25 protein-coding genes and 1 tRNA gene are annotated in these 22,437 nt (G+C 52.2%); 15 read left to right on the top strand and 11 right to left on the bottom strand.

The features are described 5' to 3' along the window. Positions 1-14: 14 nt before the first annotated feature. The 4 genes from SYNCC9902_RS02635 to SYNCC9902_RS02620 all read left to right on the top strand — a co-directional run bounded on the left by SYNCC9902_RS02635 (position 15) and on the right by SYNCC9902_RS02620 (position 2,744). Positions 15-86 (top strand) — tRNA-Val (locus SYNCC9902_RS02635). Positions 87-112: 26 nt separating this feature from the next. Beyond that, entirely contained in the window at positions 113-1,501 is a 1,389-nt protein-coding gene (gene murD, locus SYNCC9902_RS02630) for a UDP-N-acetylmuramoyl-L-alanine--D-glutamate ligase (protein ID WP_011359340.1), read from the top strand. 84 nt (positions 1,502-1,585) lie between these two features. Further along, positions 1,586-2,032: an EVE domain-containing protein gene (locus tag SYNCC9902_RS02625; protein ID WP_041425296.1), complete on the top strand. Its 447-nt coding sequence runs from the start codon at positions 1,586-1,588 to the stop codon at positions 2,030-2,032. Next, the gene (locus SYNCC9902_RS02620) at positions 2,016-2,744 is read left to right on the top strand and encodes a hypothetical protein (protein WP_041424822.1); all 729 of its coding nucleotides are present in this window, start codon (positions 2,016-2,018) and stop codon (positions 2,742-2,744) included. The genes SYNCC9902_RS02625 and SYNCC9902_RS02620 overlap by 17 nt, the downstream gene beginning before the upstream one ends. Here the strand turns inward: SYNCC9902_RS02620 and SYNCC9902_RS02615 are convergent. From SYNCC9902_RS02615 to SYNCC9902_RS02600, 4 genes are all read right to left on the bottom strand, one after another. Then, positions 2,696-2,944: a DUF2811 domain-containing protein gene (locus SYNCC9902_RS02615; protein ID WP_011359337.1), complete on the bottom strand. Its 249-nt coding sequence runs from the start codon at positions 2,942-2,944 to the stop codon at positions 2,696-2,698. The two genes, SYNCC9902_RS02620 and SYNCC9902_RS02615, sit on opposite strands and share 49 nt — an antisense overlap. 323 nt (positions 2,945-3,267) lie before the next feature. Beyond that, positions 3,268-3,627 carry a DUF1818 family protein gene (locus tag SYNCC9902_RS02610; protein ID WP_011359336.1) on the bottom strand — a complete coding sequence of 120 codons (360 nt, stop codon included), beginning with the start codon at positions 3,625-3,627 and terminating at the stop codon, positions 3,268-3,270. Positions 3,628-3,633: 6 nt separating this feature from the next. Then, complete coding sequence (locus SYNCC9902_RS02605) at positions 3,634-3,861, bottom strand: DNA-directed RNA polymerase subunit omega (RefSeq protein ID WP_009790464.1); 228 nt, start codon at positions 3,859-3,861, stop codon at positions 3,634-3,636. A 51-nt stretch (positions 3,862-3,912) separates the two neighbouring features. Continuing rightward, positions 3,913-4,197: a hypothetical protein gene (locus SYNCC9902_RS02600; protein WP_011359334.1), complete on the bottom strand. Its 285-nt coding sequence runs from the start codon at positions 4,195-4,197 to the stop codon at positions 3,913-3,915. A gap of 62 nt (positions 4,198-4,259) precedes the next feature. Here SYNCC9902_RS02600 and SYNCC9902_RS02595 point away from each other — a divergent pair, with 62 nt between their 5' ends. The 3 genes from SYNCC9902_RS02595 (at position 4,260) to SYNCC9902_RS02585 (ending at position 7,003) form a co-directional block, all read left to right on the top strand. After that, a complete protein-coding gene (locus SYNCC9902_RS02595; RefSeq protein WP_011359333.1) occupies positions 4,260-5,834 on the top strand; it encodes an Hsp70 family protein in 1,575 nt (524 codons plus the stop codon). An 81-nt stretch (positions 5,835-5,915) separates the two neighbouring features. Next, a complete protein-coding gene (locus SYNCC9902_RS02590; protein ID WP_198001769.1) occupies positions 5,916-6,752 on the top strand; it encodes a hypothetical protein in 837 nt (278 codons plus the stop codon). Positions 6,753-6,781: 29 nt separating this feature from the next. After that, positions 6,782-7,003 carry a ferredoxin-thioredoxin reductase variable chain gene (locus tag SYNCC9902_RS02585; RefSeq protein ID WP_041425294.1) on the top strand — a complete coding sequence of 74 codons (222 nt, stop codon included), beginning with the start codon at positions 6,782-6,784 and terminating at the stop codon, positions 7,001-7,003. On the opposite strand, the gene pyrR is transcribed toward SYNCC9902_RS02585, so the two are convergent. Then, positions 6,987-7,538, bottom strand: coding sequence for a bifunctional pyr operon transcriptional regulator/uracil phosphoribosyltransferase PyrR (gene pyrR / locus SYNCC9902_RS02580; RefSeq protein ID WP_011359330.1), 552 nt, complete (start codon positions 7,536-7,538; stop codon positions 6,987-6,989). The two genes, SYNCC9902_RS02585 and pyrR, sit on opposite strands and share 17 nt — an antisense overlap. Before the next feature lie 98 nt (positions 7,539-7,636). On the opposite strand from pyrR, the gene gpmI reads away from it, so the two are divergent. Next, positions 7,637-9,274, top strand: a complete 1,638-nt coding sequence (gene gpmI / locus SYNCC9902_RS02575) for a 2,3-bisphosphoglycerate-independent phosphoglycerate mutase (RefSeq protein ID WP_011359329.1) — start codon at positions 7,637-7,639, stop codon at positions 9,272-9,274. A 2-nt stretch (positions 9,275-9,276) separates the two neighbouring features. Then, positions 9,277-9,507, top strand: a complete 231-nt coding sequence (gene secG / locus SYNCC9902_RS02570; protein ID WP_041424820.1) for a preprotein translocase subunit SecG — start codon at positions 9,277-9,279, stop codon at positions 9,505-9,507. Positions 9,508-9,526: 19 nt separating this feature from the next. Here the strand turns inward: secG and SYNCC9902_RS02565 are convergent, their stop codons facing one another. Beyond that, on the bottom strand, positions 9,527-10,585 hold the full coding sequence (locus SYNCC9902_RS02565) for a hypothetical protein (protein WP_156771045.1): 1,059 nt from the start codon (positions 10,583-10,585) through the stop codon (positions 9,527-9,529). 183 nt (positions 10,586-10,768) lie between these two features. Here SYNCC9902_RS02565 and SYNCC9902_RS02560 point away from each other — a divergent pair, with 183 nt between their 5' ends. Continuing rightward, positions 10,769-11,935, top strand: coding sequence for a hypothetical protein (locus SYNCC9902_RS02560; protein ID WP_011359326.1), 1,167 nt, complete (start codon positions 10,769-10,771; stop codon positions 11,933-11,935). Here the strand turns inward: SYNCC9902_RS02560 and SYNCC9902_RS02555 are convergent, their stop codons facing one another. Beyond that, a complete protein-coding gene (locus tag SYNCC9902_RS02555; protein ID WP_156771044.1) occupies positions 11,936-12,910 on the bottom strand; it encodes a hypothetical protein in 975 nt (324 codons plus the stop codon). A gap of 158 nt (positions 12,911-13,068) precedes the next feature. Here SYNCC9902_RS02555 and SYNCC9902_RS02550 point away from each other — a divergent pair, with 158 nt between their 5' ends. Next, positions 13,069-14,082, top strand: coding sequence for a hypothetical protein (locus SYNCC9902_RS02550; RefSeq protein WP_011359324.1), 1,014 nt, complete (start codon positions 13,069-13,071; stop codon positions 14,080-14,082). A 102-nt stretch (positions 14,083-14,184) separates the two neighbouring features. Next, positions 14,185-15,231 (top strand): hypothetical protein, encoded by a 1,047-nt coding sequence (locus SYNCC9902_RS02545; protein WP_011359323.1) that lies wholly within the window; start codon positions 14,185-14,187, stop codon positions 15,229-15,231. 126 nt (positions 15,232-15,357) lie between these two features. Here the strand turns inward: SYNCC9902_RS02545 and groL are convergent, their stop codons facing one another. Beyond that, complete coding sequence (gene groL, locus SYNCC9902_RS02540; protein WP_009790474.1) at positions 15,358-16,992, bottom strand: chaperonin GroEL; 1,635 nt, start codon at positions 16,990-16,992, stop codon at positions 15,358-15,360. A 71-nt stretch (positions 16,993-17,063) separates the two neighbouring features. Further along, positions 17,064-17,375, bottom strand: coding sequence for a co-chaperone GroES (groES, locus tag SYNCC9902_RS02535; RefSeq protein WP_011359322.1), 312 nt, complete (start codon positions 17,373-17,375; stop codon positions 17,064-17,066). A 242-nt stretch (positions 17,376-17,617) separates the two neighbouring features. Here groES and atpD point away from each other — a divergent pair, with 242 nt between their 5' ends. Both atpD and atpC read left to right on the top strand, forming a co-directional pair. Next, the gene (gene atpD / locus SYNCC9902_RS02530) at positions 17,618-19,081 is read left to right on the top strand and encodes a F0F1 ATP synthase subunit beta (protein ID WP_011359321.1); all 1,464 of its coding nucleotides are present in this window, start codon (positions 17,618-17,620) and stop codon (positions 19,079-19,081) included. Between the two features lie 74 nt (positions 19,082-19,155). After that, positions 19,156-19,566, top strand: a complete 411-nt coding sequence (atpC, locus tag SYNCC9902_RS02525; RefSeq protein ID WP_011359320.1) for an ATP synthase F1 subunit epsilon — start codon at positions 19,156-19,158, stop codon at positions 19,564-19,566. Between the two features lie 183 nt (positions 19,567-19,749). Here atpC and SYNCC9902_RS02520 read toward each other — a convergent pair whose 3' ends face one another. After that, positions 19,750-20,304 (bottom strand): 30S ribosomal protein PSRP-3, encoded by a 555-nt coding sequence (locus tag SYNCC9902_RS02520; protein WP_011359319.1) that lies wholly within the window; start codon positions 20,302-20,304, stop codon positions 19,750-19,752. Positions 20,305-20,420: 116 nt separating this feature from the next. On the opposite strand from SYNCC9902_RS02520, the gene SYNCC9902_RS02515 reads away from it, so the two are divergent. Further along, a complete protein-coding gene (locus SYNCC9902_RS02515; RefSeq protein WP_011359318.1) occupies positions 20,421-21,101 on the top strand; it encodes a TIGR01548 family HAD-type hydrolase in 681 nt (226 codons plus the stop codon). Here SYNCC9902_RS02515 and SYNCC9902_RS02510 read toward each other — a convergent pair. Beyond that, complete coding sequence (locus SYNCC9902_RS02510; RefSeq protein ID WP_011359317.1) at positions 21,098-22,423, bottom strand: aminopeptidase P N-terminal domain-containing protein; 1,326 nt, start codon at positions 22,421-22,423, stop codon at positions 21,098-21,100. The genes SYNCC9902_RS02515 and SYNCC9902_RS02510 overlap by 4 nt on opposite strands. Between the last annotated feature and the right edge of the window lie 14 nt (positions 22,424-22,437).

Raw genomic sequence — 22,437 nt, 5'->3', positions numbered from 1 at the left:
ATGTTGGTTAATGGGGGCGATTAGCTCAGGGGTAGAGCGCTACATTGACATTGTAGAAGTCACTGGTTCAAATCCAGTATCGCCCATTTCCCTTTAGGGGACTGAAGTTTCGATGACATTAACGATCGTCGTTGGTCTCGGACGATCCGGACTCGGAGCTGCACGTCTCTTACATCATCAAGGCCAAAAAGTTGTTGTTTTGGAGCGCGGCACGGGTCCCGATCAAACGTCCTGCGCAGCAACACTTCAAGCGGAAGGCATCCAGGTTGAGTTGGGCATTCCTCTCGAAATCAACAGCTTTGAACCTTGGCGTTCGGACCTAGATGCTGTGGTGGTTGGGCCAGGGATTCCATGGGATCACCCAACCCTTAACGGCCTGCGACAGGAGGGAGTTCAGATACGCGGGGAGATCGAGCTGGCCTGGGAGGCCCTCAACGACATTCCTTGGGTGGGAATCACCGGAACCAACGGCAAAACCACGGTCACCCACCTTCTCAGTCATGTGCTGGGCCATGCCGGAATCGTTGCCCCCATGGGAGGGAACATGGGCGTTTCAGCGGCGGACATGGCGCTGAAAATCAGAAGGGGGGAGACGCCCAAGCCGGATTGGCTGGTGATGGAACTCAGTAGTTACCAAATCGAGGCAGGCCCAAACTTGGCTCCAAGCATCGGCATTTGGACCACCCTCACCCCAGACCATCTCGAACGCCACGGAACACTTGAGGCCTACAGGGCGATTAAACACAGCCTGCTGCAGCGCTCCAGCTTGGCCATCTTCAATGGGGATGATGCGGATCTCTCCGCCCATCGCCCATCCCTCAAGCGCGGGATGTGGGTGAAGGCAGCGCCCCCTTGCCATGACGACCCACCCGCAGATTTTTGGATTGATGACGCTGGAACGGTGCAAGCGAGAGAAGGCGGTGCGATGTTTCCAGCCAAAGTCTTGGCGATGCCAGGGGCCCACAATCGTCAAAACCTGTTGTTGGTTACAGCTGCCGCCGCACAGATCGGCCTCAATGCGGAGCAGATTGCCCAAGGCCTCGAGAGCTTCCCTGGCGTTCCCCATCGTCTCGAGAACCTCGGATCCACTTCCTCTGCCGACGTTTTCAATGACAGCAAGGCCACCAACTACGACGCAGCCGCGGTCGGCCTGCAGGCCATGGCAGGCCCAGTGGTGGTCTTGGCGGGAGGCCAGACCAAACGCGGTAACGCCACAGGCTGGCTAGCCGAATTGAAATCAAAGGCTTGCGCGGTGGTGTTGTTCGGCGCTGGGGCAGAGGAATTAGACGCACTGATCCGTCAGTCCAACTATCAAGGACAGGTGCATCGCTGCACCGATCTGAGCGCTGCCGTAGCGATTGCCGTTCGGGCAACATCCGAGCTGCAAGCGTCCAGCTTGCTGCTATCCCCAGCCTGCGCCAGTTTTGATCAGTACCAAGATTTCGAAGCCCGAGGCGATCATTTCCGCGACTTGATGCAGCCCCACATGCACGTGGGGTGAAACAAATCGAGCATCTTTGCTGGCGGTTCGCCAGAGCCAACTCAAAATGGGATCACACGATTGGTGTCTGTGGCCTTTTGGCTGATGAAAAGCGAGCCTGATGCCTATGGCATCGATGATTTGCGCCGAGAGGAATCAACCCTCTGGGATGGAATTCGCAATTATCAGGCCCGCAATTTCATGCGCAGCATGAGCGTGGGTGACCAAGCCTTTTTTTATCACTCCAATTGCAAACCACCAGGAATCATTGGCTTGATGGAAGTTGTGGAAACACATTTAGTCGACCCGACTCAATTTGATTCCACTGCCAAGTATTTCGACCCCAAATCCAAACAGGATCAACCGCGATGGGACTGTGCTCGACTTCGTTTCCTTGGCCAATTTGACCAACTTCTCAGCCTGGATCAATTGCGCGCCTCTTACAACGAAGAGCAACTGCCTGTGATCAAGCGGGGAAATCGACTTTCCATTTTGCCCGTCCCGACCACGACTGCAAAAGACCTGCTGGATCGGCTTGGCCCTCTCCACTGACCTTCCCCTGATCACCCTGCTTCCACGAGCCTGGATCGGCTTTGGGAAAGCCCCGTGGAGCTGCGTTGGGCTAGCCGCTCTCGTCTTGATGTGTGCGATCGGCCCCGCCGTCGTAGCCCAAGACCTGCGGGCAATCTCCACGCCAGGTGTGGCTCGGTTTGGAGACATCGCTGTATTGATCAGCCTTGGGCTGCCCATGGTTCCCCTACTGGGCTTACTGCGGTTCGCCGATCAGCTTTTGCCAGCACCCCTTGAACCAAAGCCACCCCAACGACTCACAGCCCTCCTCTGCCACGCCTTCGCGCTGATGGTGATCGAGCTTCTCCTACTGGTGGCTGGGTTAACGCTGATTCAGTGCCTGAGTTGGGCCGTCGGGCAAGTCAGCACAACCCTGGCAGGCCTGATTGTGATCCTCGGAGCTCTGATCCTTGGAGCGGGCCTCTTCACCCAGGTGATGTCGTTACCGCTGCTGGTTCATCACCGCTGCAGAGCCCTTCAAGCCATGGACCGGAGTCGACGACTTGTTCAAAACAACAGCTTGAAAATGCTCGCCGTTTTGGGGTTGCTGCTGGGTATCAACGCACTGGGATTACTGGGAGCGACGCTTGGGCTCCTGCTGAGTTTGCCCTTCAGCGCGCTGATCCTGATGGCTTGCTGTCGACCTCAAGCCCCATGGAGAAGAGATTCACGTCGAAACATATTGCCCACGTAGACCCGGGTGATTTCGCGGGACTCAATCCCGTTTTGCACCAAGAATCCGGCCAGTGCCGCCTGAACGAGGCGGTACTGATCCCAATTGGGATGTCGCTCAATGAACTGCACCATGGCCTGCTGTAAAGCGAGAGGAAGTTCCGACTGAAAACTCACCACATTGTCTCCACCTTCGACGACCTGCTCCAAACCCGATTGCATCAAAAACGCCCTTACCGCACAACCAGTTCTCCACAAGAATTGGCACCCGTCAAGAAAACTCAAATCACGCAAGTCTCATGGGACTCCTTTTGAGAATGCTGCGGTTACAGCGTTCAGGCGTTCCCGATCGCAGGACTCAGAAGTTCGCTAACAGGCTCCTTGCAAACGTCAACAAATGAAGCCCAAAGCTTCCGCTTTCCACAGAGCTTTGTTGCGACAGCGGTCCGTACGACAACCCTGTGGAAAAACTGTGCAAAGACGGGGGCTGAGATGGGGAAGAATCAATCAGCTGCGATTGATGAGACCAGCTAATCAATGGTCAATCATCCCAATGTTCTGACAGCAGCGACCAACGCCGCCGCTGTCGGGGCTGGCCAAAACCCTTCCACCCCACGCCCCTCCTCGGGCGTCAGAACGATCGCAAGACTCCAGCTTTGGCAATCTCCAGCCAAACACCCCCACCAAACACCTCGATCCAGCTCGAGTTCGATGGCCTCCTCGGCCATGAGCTGATCCTTCAACGCAGAGTGCTGGGCCTCAAGGGTTGAGAGAAGGTCTACAAACTCTTTCCATTCAGGTGATGTGAGCTCAAAGGCCCAGCCTTCGCCTCCAACCAAAATGTTGAACTCTCCTCTTAAAGAGTCCCGGGCCAAACGCCATCCGGGCCCTTCCTGCAAAATCACGGCGAGTTAGCCAGGCAACAGATCAGGCTGATCTTGCTCATCGCTTAACTCAACGATGGCCCGTTGCACCGGTTTCACACTCGATTCCTCCAGCAAGCCATCGAAGTCGTCGAAACGCCGCTGCTTCGCACGAAACGCGATGCGAACTGTGGTGAGATAACGATTGCTGGATTGCCGGATCAGGCTCTCGCCACGCTTGGCAAGATCACTTGAATCAACCCCTGCCGAAATCACAAGCCAACTGCATTCAATCAACCACCTTAATCGTTGATCGCCACGTTTTCATTAAGCAAGTTGATCGCTGGGAAAGGGGACATGCATTGGATAGGAACGCTGGCGTGAACCCGAGCCACGCAACACGATCTGGCGCCCAAGGTCGAGAGCCGCCAGTGGCTCCCGTACATAACCCAGAAGCGCACTCACGTCCTCCAGATGCCCATCATCACGACATTCAATCCGCACACTGCCCCAGCTACGACGCATGCGACAGGAATGGAGCGGTTGCAACAGCTGTTGTAAGGCTGGTTCCTCGCGGTAGTAAGAAAAAATCAGCCGCTGTAGACGATCCATCAGCACCGATCCCGTTACTCTCAACCTGATATCAACGTGCACCCAGCGCGGCGTGACACAGCGTGGGAGAAGAAAAGCTTCAACATTCAACCGGCCGTGGCGGAACGCTGGCAATTGATTTGGGGAGCACCACAACAGTGGTGGCCTTTCAATCGCCTGATACTCCAACAGCACAGCTAGTGGAGCTCGCTCCGATTAGCCGCCGCCCAGGAGAAGTACCCAGCCTCGTCTGGGACAACGGTGACCAGCCCTTGATTGGCCGTCAGGTGATCGAAGCAGGGCTGGATGACTCCGATGACCCAAAGCTTCACCGGGATTTCAAACGTCTGATCGGACCAGAAGACACCCCGGAACACAACCGTGCTTGCTGGGCAGGACAGCAATTGTTGAGAGAGGTGTGGCAAAGGCTTCCCCAAGACCTCAACATCGAGCGGCTTGTGCTTTCGGCTCCAGTGGAGAGCTATCGGACTTACCGAAGCTGGCTCCTTCAAGCGAGTGATGCACTGCCCGTTCAAGAAATTGCCTTGGTTGATGAGCCCACAGCCGCCGCCTTGGGAGCCGGTTTGCCTCCAGGATCGCGGATGTTGGTCGTGGATCTTGGTGGCAGCACCCTTGATCTAGCCCTGGTGTCCCTGGAAGGCGGCGAAGGCAAAGCGGCTCCCATCGCCCAGCTCTTGCGGCTTGGTGGAAGAAGTCTTGGTGATACCAGCGGTCAAAAACTACGCACAGCGAAGGTGCTTGGGAAGGCGGGCATGCGGCTCGGCGGTCGTGATATCGATCGCTGGATCGTGAATGCCTGCTGCCCCAATCAGCCGGTGACCTCAACGTTGCTGGACGCTGCAGAACGTCTGAAATGCCGTCTCAGCAGCAGTGACGTGCCCGATCGAGACCAGTTGCTTGAGATCACAGCTGATGAACAACAACACAGCCTTCGTCTGTCTCGCCGCGAGCTCGATCAACTCCTCGAACAGCACGACTTCGACACAGTCCTGGCAGAACTGATGGAAACCACCCTGGCCGGAGGACGACGAAACAACTGCCACCTCGAGGATCTTGCGGGTGTCGTGGCGGTTGGCGGCGGAGCTCAACTGCCTTGGCTGCGCCGCTGGCTGGCCGACAACACGGCTCCTGCTCCTTTACTCACCCCCCCACCGGTTGATGCCGTCGCACTAGGGGCACTCAAGCTCACCCCAGGGGTTGCAATCCGAGATGTCTTGAACAACGGCGTCTCGGTTCGCACCTGGGATCAACGCACCAATCGCCATCACTGGCATCCCCTTTTCGTCGCTGGCCAGCCTTGGCCCAGCAGTGAGCCACTCGAGCTGATTCTGGCCGCTAGCCAGACCGGACAACGCAGCATTGAATTGGTCTTGGCAGAGCCCTTAACCCAAGGCAGGCACAGTGTTGTCTTCGTGAATGGCTTGCCGACCGTTCGGGAGCTCGAAACCAGTGAGAGCGACCATCTGCCCTGGCCGAGCGATCCCCTTGTCTTGCCCCTGTCTCCACCTGGAGAAATCGGACAAGACTGCCTTCATTTGCGCTGGTCGATCGATGCCGAGGCACGGCTGCAGCTCACCATCCGCGATCTTCGATCTCAAAAACAACTCCCCACCGTGATCCTGGGCACGGTCCGATAGGACGTCCGTCCACAGATCCTGGGTGCACAGGGCGCGGCTCCATAGAACACACCTATCGACTCCCGCAAAATTTCCTTGGCGGTGCATCGCCACCTGCTTCAGCTTTGGGTGCTGGCCACCCTGAGCATGGTGCTCGCGATTGCGGGGGGTGCGTTCTGGTGGGAAAAACAATTACCAGCACACCTCCGCAGCGCCATTGCAAACCAGGATTACGAAGGATGCATTCGCGCCAGCGATCAATTGGCCGCTTTGCAATGGCTCGGACAAAGCGCGCCCGCAGAGCTTGCACTGTGTCGTCAGCGCCATGCTGAAGAGTTATGGGCACAAGGGGCCACGAGCCAAGCGCTCGACCTGCAATACAAACTCGTGGTTTCGAAACAAGGTGATCTCGACAAGCATCGAGCCAGGCTCAACCAATGGCAGCAGGCGATTCAAGAGCGAGCAATCCGATTGTTTCGCCAAGGACAGTTGAAGCCATCCCTGGCTCTCCTCAAACCACTGGAACTTCAGCAGCGAGAACCGATCCGAGATCTTCGAAAAACATTTCAAGAGATCTGGAACCGCAACAGCGTCGAACACACGCGCCTCGAACGCCTGGTGCAACAGGAACGCTGGTGGGAAGCACTCGACAGCTTGAATCGTCTCGATCACCCCTGGTGGCAATCCAAGGCTGAAGTTCTGAAAAAGGGCATCGAAACCGGCCTTGCAGGTTTTGACAGCGGAACAGAACACAACCAACACGCTGCTGAGCCTTCCAATGTGATTTCTGGTGAAGAGCTCGAACAGGCGGTCCAACGGCAATTAATCCAAGGCATCGAACCTTGGGACGCCTTCCAAGCCGGCTGCCAAAGCCTGGGGGGTCGGGTCAAAGAAGACGGACCGGAAAGCTTTTGCCAACGGCCGGCAACAGGACCATGACAAAATGGATTCAGGATTGTTTTGGTGCGATGCAGACGGGCGACAAGGTGCAGGTCAACACGTCTGTTGTTGTGTACAACCACCCCGAGCATCGCGGCGAGGCCTTCGACATGCAGGGCCAAAACGGTGAGATCGTGACTGTGCTGAATGACTGGAAAGGCCGCACGATTAGCCCCACCCTTCCCGTCATCGTTGCGTTTGGTCGATACAAGGCCCATTTCCACGCTGAGGAGCTCATGTCAGCGGGATAGAGCGCTTCAGAAAGACCCCCTCTTCCCCGTCAACATCTCGCAGGCGCAGTTCGATCGTTTCGCTGCGCCGCGAGGGGACCGTTCGGCCACAGAAGTCCGGCTGAATCGGCAACTCCCTGTGACCACGGTCCACCATTACGAGCAACATCACGCGCTGGGCTCGGCCCCAGCCATGGAGTGCCTCCATGGCCGCACGCACTGTGCGCCCTGTGAAAATCACATCGTCCACCAACAACACCTGCCGATCTTCCAGGTTGCAAGGGAGAGTTGTTGTTTGCGCCAAGCGTGTACCGATCCGCTCGAGATCATCTCGATGAAAGGTCGGGTCAATTGATCCTTGAGCAATCGGATGACCACTCAATCGCTCCAATTCCTGAGCCAAAACACGGGACAGCTCCACACCTCGTGTCGGGATTCCCAGCAACATCAAGCGACGGCTGTCGTCCACTTGCTCCAACACCTGCGTCGCCAGACGGACCAAGGTTCGGCCCAGCTCTCGGTCGGAGAGAATTTCTACCCGGTCTTGGTCGGCCATAGAAGCGAAAGAATGTGGGTTCAGATAAAACGACGAGTTGTGGACTGTTGGAGAGTTAGGTTGACTTTGGAAAAGTCCTTCTGAGGCGACGGTCGCTGGTGAACGTGGGCAGCAGCACTTCCAAGGGTTCAGCACGCACCGGATCAATCGCTCCGGTGGTTCTCACCATTCTTGATGGTTGGGGACATCGAGACGAAGAAGAGAACAATGCCATTCGACAGGGAGACACTCCTGTAATGGAGGCTCTTTGGCATGCCTATCCCCACACCTTGATCCAAGCGAGTGGATCCCACGTGGGTCTTCCAGATCAACAAATGGGAAATTCCGAGGTTGGTCACCTCACCATCGGTGCTGGACGCATTATTCGTCAGGAATTGGTTCGCATCGGCGAGACGGTGCGCAACGACCAGCTCAAGAGCACCCCGGAGCTGCAGAAGCTGGCGGAACGAGTTAAGGCTGCGGGGAGCACCCTCCACCTACTCGGACTGTGTTCCGATGGAGGCGTCCACAGCCACGTCGACCACCTCTGCGGTGTGATCCAGTGGGCAGCAGAAGCTGGAATTACCAAGGTTGCGGTTCATGTGATCACCGATGGACGTGATACCCCAACCCAAAGTGCACCGGGGTACGTCAAAGCTGTCCAGGACAGCCTTCAGTCCACAGGCATCGGCACCATTGCCAGCCTGTGCGGTCGCTACTGGGCGATGGATCGGGACCAACGCTGGGAACGAACCGACAAGGCATACAGGCTTTACACCGATCCCGACATCGACGTGGATGAGCGCCAACCCGAAACCATCCTCAGCGACAGCTACGGGGAAGGAATCACCGATGAATTCCTCGAACCAGCACGTCTTCAAGACACCGTGATGCAGGACGGTGATGCGCTTCTGATGTTCAATTTCCGACCCGACAGAGCCCGACAAATCATTCAGGCCCTGTGTTTGGACGATTTTGAAGGCTTTGAGCGCGAACACACTCCGACCCTGGATGTGCTGACCTTCACTCAGCTGGAACAAAATTTGCCAGTTTCCGTGGCCTTTCCCCCAGAACCGCTCAACAATCTTTTGGGGCAAGTTGTCGCGGAAGCGGGATTACTGCAATACAGAACGGCAGAAACAGAAAAATATCCCCACGTCACTTACTTCATGAATGGAGGCATCGAACAGCCCTTACCAGGAGAAGAACGTCATCTCGTTCCCTCCCCACGTGTCGCGACCTACGACCTATCTCCTGCCATGTCGGCGGATGAACTCACCGCAAGCTGCATCAAAGCGATTGAAACGAGAAAGTACGCCTTAATCGTGATCAATTACGCCAATCCCGACATGGTGGGGCATACGGGGATGATGGACGCGGCCAAAGAGGCAATCCAAACCGTCGACGCCTGCATTGGTCGTTTACTCAATGCGATCGGTCGAGAGGGAGGAACCATGTTGATCACAGCTGATCATGGCAACGCAGAATTAATGAGGGGAGCCGATGGACAAGCCTGGACCGCCCACACCACGAACCCAGTGCCGGTGATTCTTGTGGAAGGAGAGCAACGCAAAATCCCTGGCCACGGCAATGCGATTACCCTTCGCGATAATGGCGGTCTAGCTGATATCGCCCCGACGCTTCTGCAGATTCTCGATCTACAGCAACCGAGTGCCATGACAGGGGACAGCTTGATTGCTCCCATGTCGAACGTCGATCCCTCTCCCCTATCTGCCCGTCTTCCCCAACCTGTCTGATGATGCTCAACTCAATTCTGTCTTGGACGTGGATCGGCAGCGGTGTGCTGCTCATCGCTTTAGTGCTCCTCCACAGTCCAAAAGGCGATGGAATGGGGGGACTTGCAGCCAGTGGAAGTTCCATGTTCAGCAGTGCAAGTAGTGCAGAAGCCACCTTGAACAGATTTACCTGGACCTGCCTGGCGATCTTTTTAAGTTTGGCGGTTATCTTGAGCGCAGGTTGGCTGAATTAATCCTTCCTTAAAACTGCCTCTATGTACTGATAATTTCAGATCGAGCGGCGTTCATAAATGCATTCTCAGACAATAAAAGAAAATCATCAATATCCTTCTGCGAACGCTTGCTCTCAATATCACGCGCTTTGCGAACCAAATCATCCGCACTTGACATCGCTTTTACATTGTTTACCGGCTCAAAATAACTCTGATTAACAGACATTAACTGACAGTAATCTTGATTGGCAGGATAGTTGCGTCGGTCAAGATAGTGCACAATCGATTCACAGAGCTCTTCGGCAAATACATCATTTTCCCTGGGCAAGTTCACACAGGCATCGCCCAAACGCTTGCAAACTCGAAACAACCAACGATTACCTTCATGGGGGCCTGGGAAACAACTTAGACGCGGCCCAAGCGAACTGAAATGCGAAGAAAGAGCATGAACAACGGCAGGATGGAACGAAACATTTTTACGGACATCAAATACTGAAAGATCATCCCTACACTCAAAACCAGATAACTTGAAAAAATCCTCAAGAAGCATATAAGGATTTTGCTTGGTAGGAATATGGTTTGAAGCCAAAGTCATTTGTGGGGACAAACCAGTGCATCCGGCTGCAAACTTTTTGTAATTAGCATGCCAGCTTCGATCCTTTCCAACCAAGGCCAAAGCTAAAAGACTGCGCTCAAGTGCTGAAAACTTGCGCCAAGATAAATCATAATTTTTTAAAACAGCTATATCTTCACGCAGCTTCTTTCGATCACGAAAAAACCATTGCTTGAAGGCAGAGACGTGATAACTCGATTGAAGCCTGGTGTAGCCAACAACAACAATATGCTCAAAACCATGATGTTTAACAGCCCGTCGAGCGATGGCCTGCACTAAGGCCGGACGATTACCTAACATTTCATGACTTATGACAGAAAAATCAGCCGTCAATTCCGAAAGAATTCGGTCAATATACCGAAAAGGTGATTCTGTCTTCTGGGTTAATGCATTTGAAAGGGAACGTAATTGAGCAGGATTTAAAAAAACAAAAGAGAAGGAATTATCCTTGCAAGAATTCTGAAATAGACGCAAGGAAGCCTGCAATGAAGACGACGCACACTTCTGAGCACCAATATGGATCGCTAACCGCCGTGTCAATCAACCCTCCTTTTCACACGCACGATTTGGACAGCATACAAGAGCCAGGACCCAACAACAATGAGGGACCAAGGCAAACACTGCAAGCGCATCAATCAACAATGCTAAAATAAAGGAGAGTTAAAAAGTATGTTGCCAAAACCCCAGTTCTACTTACATATAGGACACGGAAAAACAGGAACGACTGCGATACAATCGGCATTTGCAATCGCACAAGAGGATTTATTAAGGCATAAGATTGAGTATCCAATACCAATAGTTGAACGAGAAAAAGCATCTCAATTTGCCATCACATCTGGAAACTGGAAGCACAACCCGGAAGAATCACTCGCAAAAGAGCTGTTTAGACTCTCGCAAGAGAAGACAAATAACAACAGCATCTTACTAAGTTCAGAATCTCTTTTCTGGCATCTAGACTCCCTCTTTGAACAAGAAATATATAGATTAAAAGAACTCAATCTGCATGTTCTTCTCGCCGTAAGAGATATTGAAGAAATGCTCTCATCGGAGTATCAACAACGTGTCAAAAGGCATGGCGAGAAGCGTCCCTTTGAGCAATTCTTACGAAGTAGACATTTCATTTCGTCGCATCACAAAAAAGCTTCAGATGTAATCAATCTACTCAAGAAAAATCAAATTAAAACTACAATTATTAACTACTCCAAACACAAGAGCAAGATTACTGAACTGATCTTCGAAGCACTTCAAGCGCCAGACGCATATCCACGGAATTCCATGCGTGGGGTTGTCGTCAACCGAAGCATGAGCCAAAAAGAACTATCAATACTGACTCTAGTGAACGCACTTTTCTATACCAAATTTCCCTGGATTAGCGCTCGCCTGTCTGACGCCCTGGTCAAGCAACTACCTACAGTACAATCTCAAAAATGTAGATTATCTGAAGGAAGCAAATTAAAACTTTATGAAGTCAATAATGACTATATTCAAAACATTAATGACAACCTTGATCCAGATAGTTATTTATTAGATCAATCCACAATCGTCACTGACAATGCTCAAATCGATAGGAGTGTGATTCAACAGATTAGAAAAGAAGAGCAATTATCAATTGATGTCATTAGCTCAACCCTATTGACTGCAATCCAAAGTGAATCAGTGCACAACCGCCTATCGAATACAACAATCGACCAGCTCATCAAAATGAGCCAAGCTGCGGATATAGAAGCAGATACAAGAGTTGAATTGCTTGAACTAGCCGTCGCCAATCGACCTCAAGGACAACGCCTTATCAAATTACTGGAGCAAGCCAAAACATCAATTAATCATCAGGAGTGATTAGCGATTTGTTTTCGCCAAACCAGTCATCAAATTGATTAAATCATTCGAAGTCAATTCTTCAGAGAAATCAGGCTGAGCCATCACAAACTTATCTCCTAACAAACCACTCATATTATGATTAGAGGAATCAATTTGACTCTGGATCAACAAAATCTCAGACCGAGTTAATAGAAATTTCCCGGAACTGTTGTAATGATCAGGCAGCTGGATATAATCGGTATTCAATCGTTTCTTACGATCAAATCTTGGCCATCTTGCATTAAGTTGATTTTGATAGCGAACCCAAAGGTTACTTTTTGACTCCTGTGTTTGCTTAAACGTGTAGTCACGCGTGCTTTGACAACCGCAGAACTCTTCAAGGAGATAGGCAACTGGACCCATTGGATGCTGACAAGCCTCATAAAAAGGAGCAAACCGAATCGTTCCACCAAAAACAGTTAACAGCTTCGAAATCTCGCGGCAACCATCAGGAATTGTCAGCCGAGGCATTGTTGTTGGTCGACGCAAGTCACCGAATCCGACAACCTCAAGATATTGACCACCTCGAATTAGTTGCTGAGCAATGGAGTGTGCATAATCCAAAGGAGAGCGCACAAGCGCCATAGCTTGTATGGCGAAACCTTTGCTGGTGATTGCAGCCATGAGACGCTCAAGGGCAGCGACCGGTAAGAGTGAGATGCCTTCTCCGCTAATAATCAGAGAAGAATCAGAATCCAAGGCTTGATCCCACTGCATCTGATACTGACAATTAGCATTATCTATATCTATAATTTTCCAACGCTTATTAATATGATACTCACCAGGATTGTGCTCATACAGTGACCTCAATGGGACTGAATGATTACTAATTTTTAATCTCGATGGCCTAGCAGAAGGACAAGAAAAAATTGGATAATGCAATCGCTCTTGTTGCAAGAGCGCAATGTTGGCGGCACAGGTTTGCTGAAACGACGATGAGGCCGTTTTATGCAAACCAAGGTGCAAATAACACGTCTTCATATTTCAGCTTTAATCGATCCAACCTAACAGGTTGATCAAGTCTCATCAAGTAACTAGTCGATTTCTAGACAACTGGATAAAGACAAAGATCCAATCGCGCTACAATAGGTATATCTTGTAGAAGATCAAAAATGAAAACCTGCTATTTACATTTAGGCTTCCACAAGACAGCCACAACATCATTCCAGCTTAGTTGTGGAAATAATCGTGAGAAGTTAATCGAAGAAGGAATTTACTATCCAAAATTTGAATACCAAGATAGGAAAGGGAACCGATGGAACCATTCAGGAAACATACGATTTTTATGTCAGCCAATAAAAAGAAAGAAACTAAAAAACATAAAACTCTTCAACAAACTTGAATATGAAAAGTCACTCCAGCAAACACACGATCTTCTACTCAGTGGAGAAGGTTTTTCGTGCATGAAACGAGAGGAACTAGAGACTTTGAAAAAAGATCTTCTAGACAATGGATTTGTCATTAAAGCCTTTGGCCTGGTTCGCAGTCCATACTCTTTTGCCTGTTCAGCGTTACAACAAACAATTAAAAACGGGAAATTTCATAGCTTAATTGGATTGGGCGACGCATATTCTCCACACATAGCTGGAAACAACAAAAATTACTTGCCAGAGCGAAGTCAGCAAATAGAACTACTCTTTGATGTCTTTAGAGATAATCTCCAACTCTATTCTTTTAAACAAGCAATCTCCCATATCGATGGCCCGGTATCTTTTCTCCTAAGTCAAATTAAGCCCAGTCTTTCATCTCACTTGAAAAAAGACTTCAAAAATAGTAGTCCTTCTCTTACCAACCTTCAGGCACGCTTAATGAATGCAACAAATAGATGCATCCTCAACAAACTAAAAAAAGGAGAAAAAATCAGTAAGAAAGTATTTGGAGCTCAAATGCTTGCCATACGTGAGCAAACAAAACAAATAACCGGAGAGAAATTTTTTCTAACTGAAAAAGAGTTTAAACTTGTAGAATCACAATATAACAAAATCTCTCGAAGAATGGAGCAGGCACTTGGCCACTCCTTTGTTCAAGAAAATATTCAATTTTCCGATCCAAATATAGATCCAAATTATCTCGCCAAGGCCTTTGCAGGGTGTGTCTCATCATTGACGATAGCTCAGATCAAATGAATCGAATAATGCCTATGAGATGCAATCTGTAGATGATCCTTAAGCAGAAACAGGAGATCACGCTGTCAAGAGATAGAATTGCATGCGGAGATTTTGTAAGCCATGACTAAAATTTGCTTTCTACATCTTGGCTTTCATAAAACCGCCACAACATCTATCCAGCTAACTTGTCGAAACAACTCCACTCTTTTGGAAAAGAATGGTGTTGAAACACCAAATTTTCTAAATGAAAGGAATCAAATTTCTGCAAACCATACTGGACAACTAAGAGATATTTTCTCTCCATCAAACAAAAATCTATACAATAAAGTCAAACACAATCAATGCAAGCCAGACCAGGGTAATTCCTTGGAGGGTTACATCTATGAATTTCAAAGATTGCTCAATAGTACAGGCCATATCTTTTTGAGTGGTGAAGGGATCCCACTCATTCCGAAAGTATCACTTGTTAGGATGGTCGATGAGATCGAAGCGCAAGGATTTAAAATCCATCCTTTTGCATTAGTACGTACTCCCTATGCATATCTTAATTCTGCTCTCCAACAAACTATTAAAGGTGGCAAACACCATCCCTTTATTGGCTTAAGTGAAAGCACATTCCAGAGCATGGAGCACAACGATGCAAGCTCGAAACTGCCATCAACTGTTCCCGCTATTACAAGACTACTGAACATTTTTGGAGACTCTATCCACTTTTATCCTTTTAAAATTGCGACCTCATATCCAGGAGGTCCTGTTTCTTTTGTCTTGAGAACAGTCTTGAACCAAAATAATATCAATGAATTTAAATTATCTGCAGCAAACCAATCCTTAAGTAATCTCACCACAAGAGTAAAAAATATGCTTAATAAAGAGATGAAGCATACGGATAGCGGGGCCCTCAAAAAACTAATCTACGAACTAGACCCAAGTAAAAACCCCGAAAAATTTTTACTCACCCGCTATGAATTCGAATCAGTCGAAGAATCTTTCAAGGAAATTCAAGCGGGAACAGAGCAACTACTAGGAGCACAATTTATAGAAGAAAAAATCCAGTTTTCAGACAGCAGAAGTCTGAATGAGATCAATCAACAACTCGTTGACCTTACTAGAAATCTCTATCGACTGGCAGCAAGTAAACCCATCAAAAAGAACAAGGAAAAAGATTGAATATTTTATTCTTGGCAGTAACTTTCATGGGTATACAGATTCACTAGAGCACCTAGCACAAGAAAAATTACATAAAAAAAGAGGCTGTCAATGACAGCCTCTTTGCTTTGATGCGAGATCTTCGGATCAATAATCGAAGTCGCCACCACCCATGCCACCACCGGCAGGAGCAGCGTCTTTCTTCTCGGGTAAGTCAGCCACAATGCACTCAGTGGTAAGAACCATGCCAGCGATTGACGCAGCATTCTGCAAGCCAGAACGCGTCACCTTGGCAGGGTCAACAATGCCGGCGGCCAGCATGTCGACGTAGTCGCCATTGGCAGCGTTATAGCCCTCGTTGTTTGAACGCGACTTAACATTTTCGGCAACCACAGCACCGTTTGCACCAGCATTTTCAGCGATGCGCATCAATGGAGCTGTTAAAGCTGCCGCAACAATGTTTGCACCAATCAACTCTTCACCGGAGAGGTTGCCATTGGCCCACTCTTCGAGGGCTGGAGCCAGGTGAGCCAAGGTGGTACCACCACCTGGAACAATGCCTTCTTCAACGGCGGCCTTGGTGGCATTGATGGCGTCTTCCAGACGAAGTTTTTTGTCCTTCATCTCGGTTTCGGTCGCTGCACCAACTTTCACAACAGCAACACCACCAGCCAATTTGGCCAGACGTTCTTGCAGCTTTTCTTTGTCGTAGGTGGAGTCGGTTTCGTCCATCTGCTTCTTAATCTGCTCGCAACGAGCGCCAACAGCAGCCTCATTGCCTTCGGCAACGATGGTGGTGGTGTCTTTGTTGATGGTGATGCGACGGGCTGTGCCCAACATCTCCAGCTTGGCGTTCTCGAGTTTGAGGCCAGCGTCCTCTGTGATCAGCTGACCATTCGTCAGCACAGCCATGTCTTCAAGCATGGCCTTACGGCGATCACCAAAACCAGGAGCCTTAACGGCTGCCACATTCAGCACACCGCGCAGGCGGTTCACCACGAGGGTGGCGAGAGCTTCTTTCTCAATGTCCTCAGCAATGATCAGAAGAGGTTTTCCAGTGCGTGCAATTTGCTCGAGCACAGGAACGAGATCTTGGACGAGACCAATCTTCTTATCGGTTAAGAGGATGTAAGGCTCATCGAGAACAGCTTCCATCCGCTCGGTGTCGGTGGCGAAATAAGGGGAGATATATCCCTTATCGAAACGCATGCCTTCCGTGACCTCGAGCTCAGTCTCCATGGACTTGCCTTCTTCCAGGGAAATCACGCCCTCTTTACCGACCTTATCCATGGCATCGGCGATCATTTTGCCGACTTCTTCGTCATTACCGGCGGAAATCGTGCCGACCTGGGCAATGGCATTGCTATCTGCAATGGGCTTTGCCATGTCTTTGATCTTGCCGACCAAGAAATCGGACGCCTTATCAATCCCTTTCTTAAGGGTGATGGCGTTGGCTCCTGCGGCAACGTTACGCAGGCCGGCCTTCACCATGGCGTGGGCAAGGACGGTAGCCGTTGTGGTGCCATCACCAGCGGCATCGTTGGTTTTCGATGCGGCCTGGCGAATCAGAGCAACACCGGTGTTCTCAATGTGATCTTCAAGCTCAATCTCTTTGGCGATGGTGACACCATCATTGATGATCTGAGGAGAACCGAATTTCTTCTCGAGAACAACGTTGCGACCTTTAGGTCCCAACGTGACAGCAACGGATTCGGCAAGAATGTCAATGCCTTTTTCGAGAGCGCGGCGAGCGTTCTCGTTATAAATAATGCGCTTAGCCATGGAAGATGTGTCCTAAAAAATGGTGTTTAAAGCAGCTGACGGTTCAAGACCTCAGCGAGTCGTCAACTCAATCAGTTAACGATTGCGAGGATGTCTTTTTCAGATAGCAACACGTACTCATCACTACCGAGCTTGATGTCGGTACCGGCGTACTTGCTGTAGAGAACCTTGTCGCCGATCCCCACTTCAGGAGCCTGACGGCTGCCGTCTTCGTTGGGCTTACCAGGACCGACTTGAACGACTTCACCAACTTGGGGCTTTTCCTTGGCGGTATCGGGCAGAAGAATGCCACCGGCGGTTTTTTCTTCTGACTCAGAAACCTTGACGAAAACGCGATCGCCGAGGGGTTTGACAGTGGAGACGCTGAGGGAAACAGCAGCCATGGGTTGTTGCAAAAGCAGGGACAAAGCACTGAGCGCCTCGCAAAAACACGAGTTGGCACTCAGAGCCGTTGACTGCCAACGTATGCAAGAACCCACCCCGTGCACCACAAGACGGCTGTGCGGGTGACCGAACAGAACGGAGTTTTGTTCGCGGGCTGTCCTGTCGCCGTAGCGGTGGTATGGTTGCGCCGCTCTGATGGGCCTCGAGCGCGCTGCGCCTGATCCCGTAACTCTCCTTACTTATGGTCGCTTCTGCTCCTGCATCCGCTGGCACCAAAGGCGTGATCCGCCAAGTGATTGGCCCGGTTCTGGACGTGGAATTTCCCGCCGGGAAACTGCCCAAGATCTACAACGCACTTCGTGTCGAAGCGAAGAACACAAGTGGCCAAGACGTGGCCCTCACCGCCGAAGTGCAACAGCTCCTTGGTGACCACCGCGTTCGCGCCGTGGCCATGAGCGGCACTGACGGATTGGTTCGCGGCATGGAAGCCGTCGATACCGGCGCTCCGATCTCAGTCCCCGTCGGCGAAGCCACTCTGGGTCGCATCTTCAACGTCCTCGGTGAACCCGTTGACGAGCAAGGTCCTGTGAAAACCAAGACCACAGCACCAATCCACCGTGAAGCCCCCAAGCTCACCGAGCTTGAAACCAAGCCCAAGGTGTTTGAAACGGGCATCAAAGTGATCGACCTTCTAGCTCCCTACCGCCAAGGCGGAAAAGTGGGCTTATTCGGTGGTGCTGGTGTTGGCAAAACCGTTCTGATCCAAGAATTGATCAACAACATCGCCAAAGAACATGGCGGTGTGTCCGTGTTCGGCGGTGTGGGCGAACGCACCCGCGAAGGAAACGACCTCTACGAGGAATTCAAGGAATCCGGCGTGATCAACGCCGATGACCTTTCCAAGTCGAAGGTGGCGCTCTGCTACGGCCAGATGAACGAGCCCCCTGGTGCACGCATGCGCGTGGGTCTCTCAGCTCTGACCATGGCCGAGCATTTCCGCGACGTGAACAAGCAAGACGTGTTGTTGTTCGTCGACAACATCTTCCGCTTCGTTCAGGCCGGTTCTGAAGTGTCCGCCCTTCTGGGTCGGATGCCATCGGCTGTGGGATATCAGCCCACCCTCGGAACCGACGTGGGAACCCTTCAGGAACGGGTTGCGTCCACCGTGGAGGGGTCGATTACATCGATCCAGGCCGTTTACGTCCCTGCTGACGATCTAACCGACCCAGCTCCAGCTACCACCTTTGCTCACCTGGACGCCACCACCGTTCTGAACCGTGCTTTGGCATCCAAAGGCATCTACCCCGCTGTGGATCCTTTGGACTCCTCCAGCACCATGCTCCAGCCAGCTGTCGTTGGAGACGAGCACTACAGAACGGCCCGCGCAGTGCAGTCCACCCTGCAGCGCTACAAGGAGCTCCAGGACATCATCGCCATTCTTGGTCTTGATGAGCTGTCCGAAGACGACCGTCAGACAGTCGACCGGGCTCGCAAAGTGGAGAAATTCCTGTCTCAGCCTTTCTTCGTTGCTGAAATCTTCACCGGCATGCCTGGCAAATACGTGAAATTGGATGAAACCATCGCTGGTTTCAACCAAATTCTTGCCGGTGAACTCGACGATCTTCCTGAGCAGGCCTTCTACCTCGTGGGAAGCATTGAAGAAGTGAAGGCCAAGGCCCAGAAAATGGCGGCTGAATCCAAGTAACTCGCCATCGGGGATGCGACTCACATCCCCACTGACTTGTCCGTTCTCCTTTCTCCCCCTCCGAACCAAGGTTCATGTCCCTCACCCTCCGCGTGCTGGCACCAGACCAGAACGTGTTTGATGGCAGCGCCGATGAGGTGATTCTGCCCAGCACCACAGGTCAGCTCGGCATCTTGACCGGCCACATCTCAATGCTCACCGCCATTGATGTTGGTGTGTTGCGTGTTCGAGCGAACGGCTCTTGGAATTCCATCGCCTTGATGGGCGGTTTTGCAGAAGTCGATTCCGACGAAGTCACCGTTTTGGTGAACAAGGCTGAACTCGGCAGCAGCATCGATGCCAACGCCGCCGAAGCAGACTTTCAAAAGGCAACGACCGCTGTTGCTGGTATGGAAGGCCAACCTGCATCACCTGAAAAAGTCAAGGCTCAACAGCAGCTCAATGAAGCGCGTGCTCGCATGCAAGCCAGCAAGTCGGCTGACTGATCGACCATGGCTGTCTGCCTCAATGGCAGCGCGATTGCTCGTTATGACTTCGCCGGAAGCTGAGCTTCCGGCTTTTTTATGCTTTTTTGGTTCGCAAAGAACGCAGTTATTCGGTACGAACCATAAAAAAACGACCTGCGAAAGCAGGCCGTTGGTTTCACGCACAAACGGATCAATGGGCGATCAGGCGGTACCGCAGAACGTCACGTCAGGGAACTTCAGCTTGGCTTCATCAAGGCTCTTGCCTTTGCCTTCTTCTTGCCAATAGTTGATCACTTCCGTGGCCTGGTTGAGAACTTCAACACGTTCGTTGTCGGTGATCCAGCTCTTGCCCTCAAGTTCTGTTTTGAGAGTTTCCCAGGCATCCTCACGGGGCCAGAAGAAGTAAGACGTGAGGGGGCTCGGGCCACCACCCACAATCTGATCCACGGCAAGGGCAACGTTGTCTGGGAGCCAGAGGATCTTCAGCAGGAAACGACCTTCATCGGCCTTTGGCGTGTAGCCAGAAGGAACGCCGTCGGCGTCGATCGTGGCTGATGCCAGTGCTGCTGCTGCACCAGTTAAAACTGGACGTCCTTCAGCTTTGGTGGGAGTTGGTGTCGAGGCTCCTGCGGCTTCCGCAGAGGGCTCGGCAGTCTTTTCAGTGGATTCAGCTGCCTGGGTGGCGTCTTCAACCGCAGCGGCGGCCGGAGTCGCGACCTCCTGGTCGGTGGTGGCAGCGCCTTCGGTAGCCGTCATGGGGTCAGCGCTCAAGACAGAAAGTCAAAGAACTAGCCTACCAGCCGCTTTATTCAGGTTTAACCCTGGACTCACCTTCCATTCTTCTGTTCGATATCGATGGGGTCATCCGTGATGTGGCCGGCAGCTATCGAAGGGCGCTTCAAGACACCGTGGCGCACTACAGCGGATGGCGGCCATCAGCGGAGGACATCGACGCGCTCAAAGGAGAAGGCCTCTGGAATAACGACTGGGATGCCAGCCTGGAATTCTTGCGGCGACGTGGTGAACAACCACCAGATCGGAACGATCTGATCTCGGTGTTTAGTGACTTTTACTTTGGTGGTGATCCCAACGGTGATCCCAGCCAATGGAAGGGATGGATCGGCAATGAGCCCTTGCTCGTGGATTCGGCTTTTTTCGCCAGTCTCAGCAGCCAGGGCTGGCGCTGGGGCTTCGTCAGTGGCGCGGAGCCACCCTCCGCGCGCTTTGTGCTCCAACAACGGCTTGGATTGATCGACCCACCCTTAATTGCGATGGGCGATGCGCCCGACAAACCCGATCCAACCGGGTTGATCCGCTTGGCCGAGCAGCTCGCGGCCGGTGAGCAGCCACAACGCATCGCCTACATCGGCGACACGGTGGCTGACGTGACCACGGTGATCAACGCCCGCACCGTTCGACCCGACCTTCCTTGGCAAAGTCTGGCCGTCAGCCCTCCCCACGTGGAGAACGTGACGGCTTATCAGCTAAGCCTGCGCAGAGCTGGCGCCGATCGGGTGCTCAATCGCACCCTGGATCTCCTCGCTCTCCTCTAGCGCTCCATCTCCGCGACACTCTTTTGGGCAAGATGGGTCAACACCTCATGGCCCTGCTCGGTGACAGCGACGTCATCTTCAATCCGAATGCCAATTCCTTTCCACCGGTCATCAATCTCGGGCTGCCCCTCGGGAACAGCCAAGCGATCACTGATGTAAAGCCCTGGCTCCACGGTGAGTACGAAGCCTGTTTCTAATGCTGACGGCCGTTCACCCAGCCGATAAGCCCCCACATCGTGCACATCCAACCCCAACCAATGTCCGGTGCGATGCATGTAGAGATGGCGGTAATCACCTCGTTCAATCAATCCATCGGGATCTCCAATAAGAAGGCCCAAATCAACGAGGCCCTCAACCAACGTGCGTAACGCTGTGTTGTGCACGTCTTCAGCCGTTCCACCGGGTCTCACCATCGCGATCGCTGATTCCTGGGCCGCTAGAACCAGGCTGTAGAGCTCCCGCTGCTCGGCGCTGAAGCGACCGTTTACGGGAAATGTGCGGGTGATATCGCCGTTGTAGTAATCCTCCACGGAACATCCGGCATCGATCAGCAGCAAATCCCCGTCCTGCAGGGGTGCGGTGTTGGCGGTGTAGTGGAGAACGCAAGCGTTATCTCCGCCAGCAACGATGGATCCATAGGCAGGGCCCCGGGCTCCACTAGCCCGAAAATGGGCCTCAATCGCCGCCTGCACCTCCGACTCCCGCATCCCGGGGTTGGTCATCTCCCTTGCCAGTTCATGGGCTTCTGCGGAGATTCGACAGGCCTCGCGCAAACGCTCCAGCTCATGCGGGTCTTTGCGAAGACGCAGACGATGCAAGATCGGCGTCGGCGCCACCAAACCCAACGCCGCTTCTCCAGAGCGTGCGTACGTATCCAGCTGTCGCCCCCAGGCAGCCAGCACGAGCGGCTCTACGGCAGGGTGACGACCAATCCGAAACGCAATCGCTTCAGCTCCATTCAAATAACCCGGCAATCTCTCCTGAAGTTGATCAAGGGGGTGGGCGACGTCAGCGCCATAGCGTTCCACGGCCCCCTCCGTTCCCCAACGGAATCCTGTCCAAACCTCCGCCGCTGGATCCTTTGGTTGGACAAAGAGAATGAAGCGCTCCCCCTCCGGTCGATGGGGCAACAACAAAGCAACCGCATCGGGCTCGTCGAAGCCCGTGAGATAGAAAAAATCGCTGTCTTGGCGAAACGGCCACTCACAATCTGCGTGATGGGTCGTGAGAGCAGCGGCGGGAATGACGGCCGCTGCCGCTCCCAATTGCTCAATGAAGCGCCCACGCCGGAGCGCATGGATACCGGGATCAAACGCGGTCAAACCTGCGGGAGCGA

The sequence above is a fragment of the Synechococcus sp. CC9902 genome (assembly GCF_000012505.1).
Lineage (GTDB): Bacteria > Cyanobacteriota > Cyanobacteriia > PCC-6307 > Cyanobiaceae > Parasynechococcus.
Note: the sequence above shows the minus strand (reverse complement) of the source record. Positions and strands in the feature narration are given on the sequence as shown.

What these genes read in the sequence shown, in the direction of transcription:
- SYNCC9902_RS02545 (WP_011359323.1), top strand. Translation starts at nt 14,185, where the DNA reads ATGACTAAAATTTGCTTTCTACATCTTGGCTTTCATAAAACCGCCACA.
- murD (WP_011359340.1), top strand. Translation starts at nt 113, where the DNA reads ATGACATTAACGATCGTCGTTGGTCTCGGACGATCCGGACTCGGAGCT.
- SYNCC9902_RS02625 (WP_041425296.1), top strand. Translation starts at nt 1,586, where the DNA reads ATGAAAAGCGAGCCTGATGCCTATGGCATCGATGATTTGCGCCGAGAG.
- SYNCC9902_RS02615 (WP_011359337.1), bottom strand. Translation starts at nt 2,944, where the DNA reads ATGCAATCGGGTTTGGAGCAGGTCGTCGAAGGTGGAGACAATGTGGTG.
- atpC (WP_011359320.1), top strand. Translation starts at nt 19,156, where the DNA reads ATGTCCCTCACCCTCCGCGTGCTGGCACCAGACCAGAACGTGTTTGAT.
- atpD (WP_011359321.1), top strand. Translation starts at nt 17,618, where the DNA reads ATGGTCGCTTCTGCTCCTGCATCCGCTGGCACCAAAGGCGTGATCCGC.
- SYNCC9902_RS02550 (WP_011359324.1), top strand. Translation starts at nt 13,069, where the DNA reads ATGAAAACCTGCTATTTACATTTAGGCTTCCACAAGACAGCCACAACA.
- SYNCC9902_RS02585 (WP_041425294.1), top strand. Translation starts at nt 6,782, where the DNA reads ATGCAGACGGGCGACAAGGTGCAGGTCAACACGTCTGTTGTTGTGTAC.
- groES (WP_011359322.1), bottom strand. Translation starts at nt 17,375, where the DNA reads ATGGCTGCTGTTTCCCTCAGCGTCTCCACTGTCAAACCCCTCGGCGAT.
- SYNCC9902_RS02520 (WP_011359319.1), bottom strand. Translation starts at nt 20,304, where the DNA reads ATGACGGCTACCGAAGGCGCTGCCACCACCGACCAGGAGGTCGCGACT.
- secG (WP_041424820.1), top strand. Translation starts at nt 9,277, where the DNA reads ATGCTCAACTCAATTCTGTCTTGGACGTGGATCGGCAGCGGTGTGCTG.
- SYNCC9902_RS02560 (WP_011359326.1), top strand. Translation starts at nt 10,769, where the DNA reads ATGTTGCCAAAACCCCAGTTCTACTTACATATAGGACACGGAAAAACA.
- groL (WP_009790474.1), bottom strand. Translation starts at nt 16,992, where the DNA reads ATGGCTAAGCGCATTATTTATAACGAGAACGCTCGCCGCGCTCTCGAA.
- SYNCC9902_RS02600 (WP_011359334.1), bottom strand. Translation starts at nt 4,197, where the DNA reads ATGGATCGTCTACAGCGGCTGATTTTTTCTTACTACCGCGAGGAACCA.
- pyrR (WP_011359330.1), bottom strand. Translation starts at nt 7,538, where the DNA reads ATGGCCGACCAAGACCGGGTAGAAATTCTCTCCGACCGAGAGCTGGGC.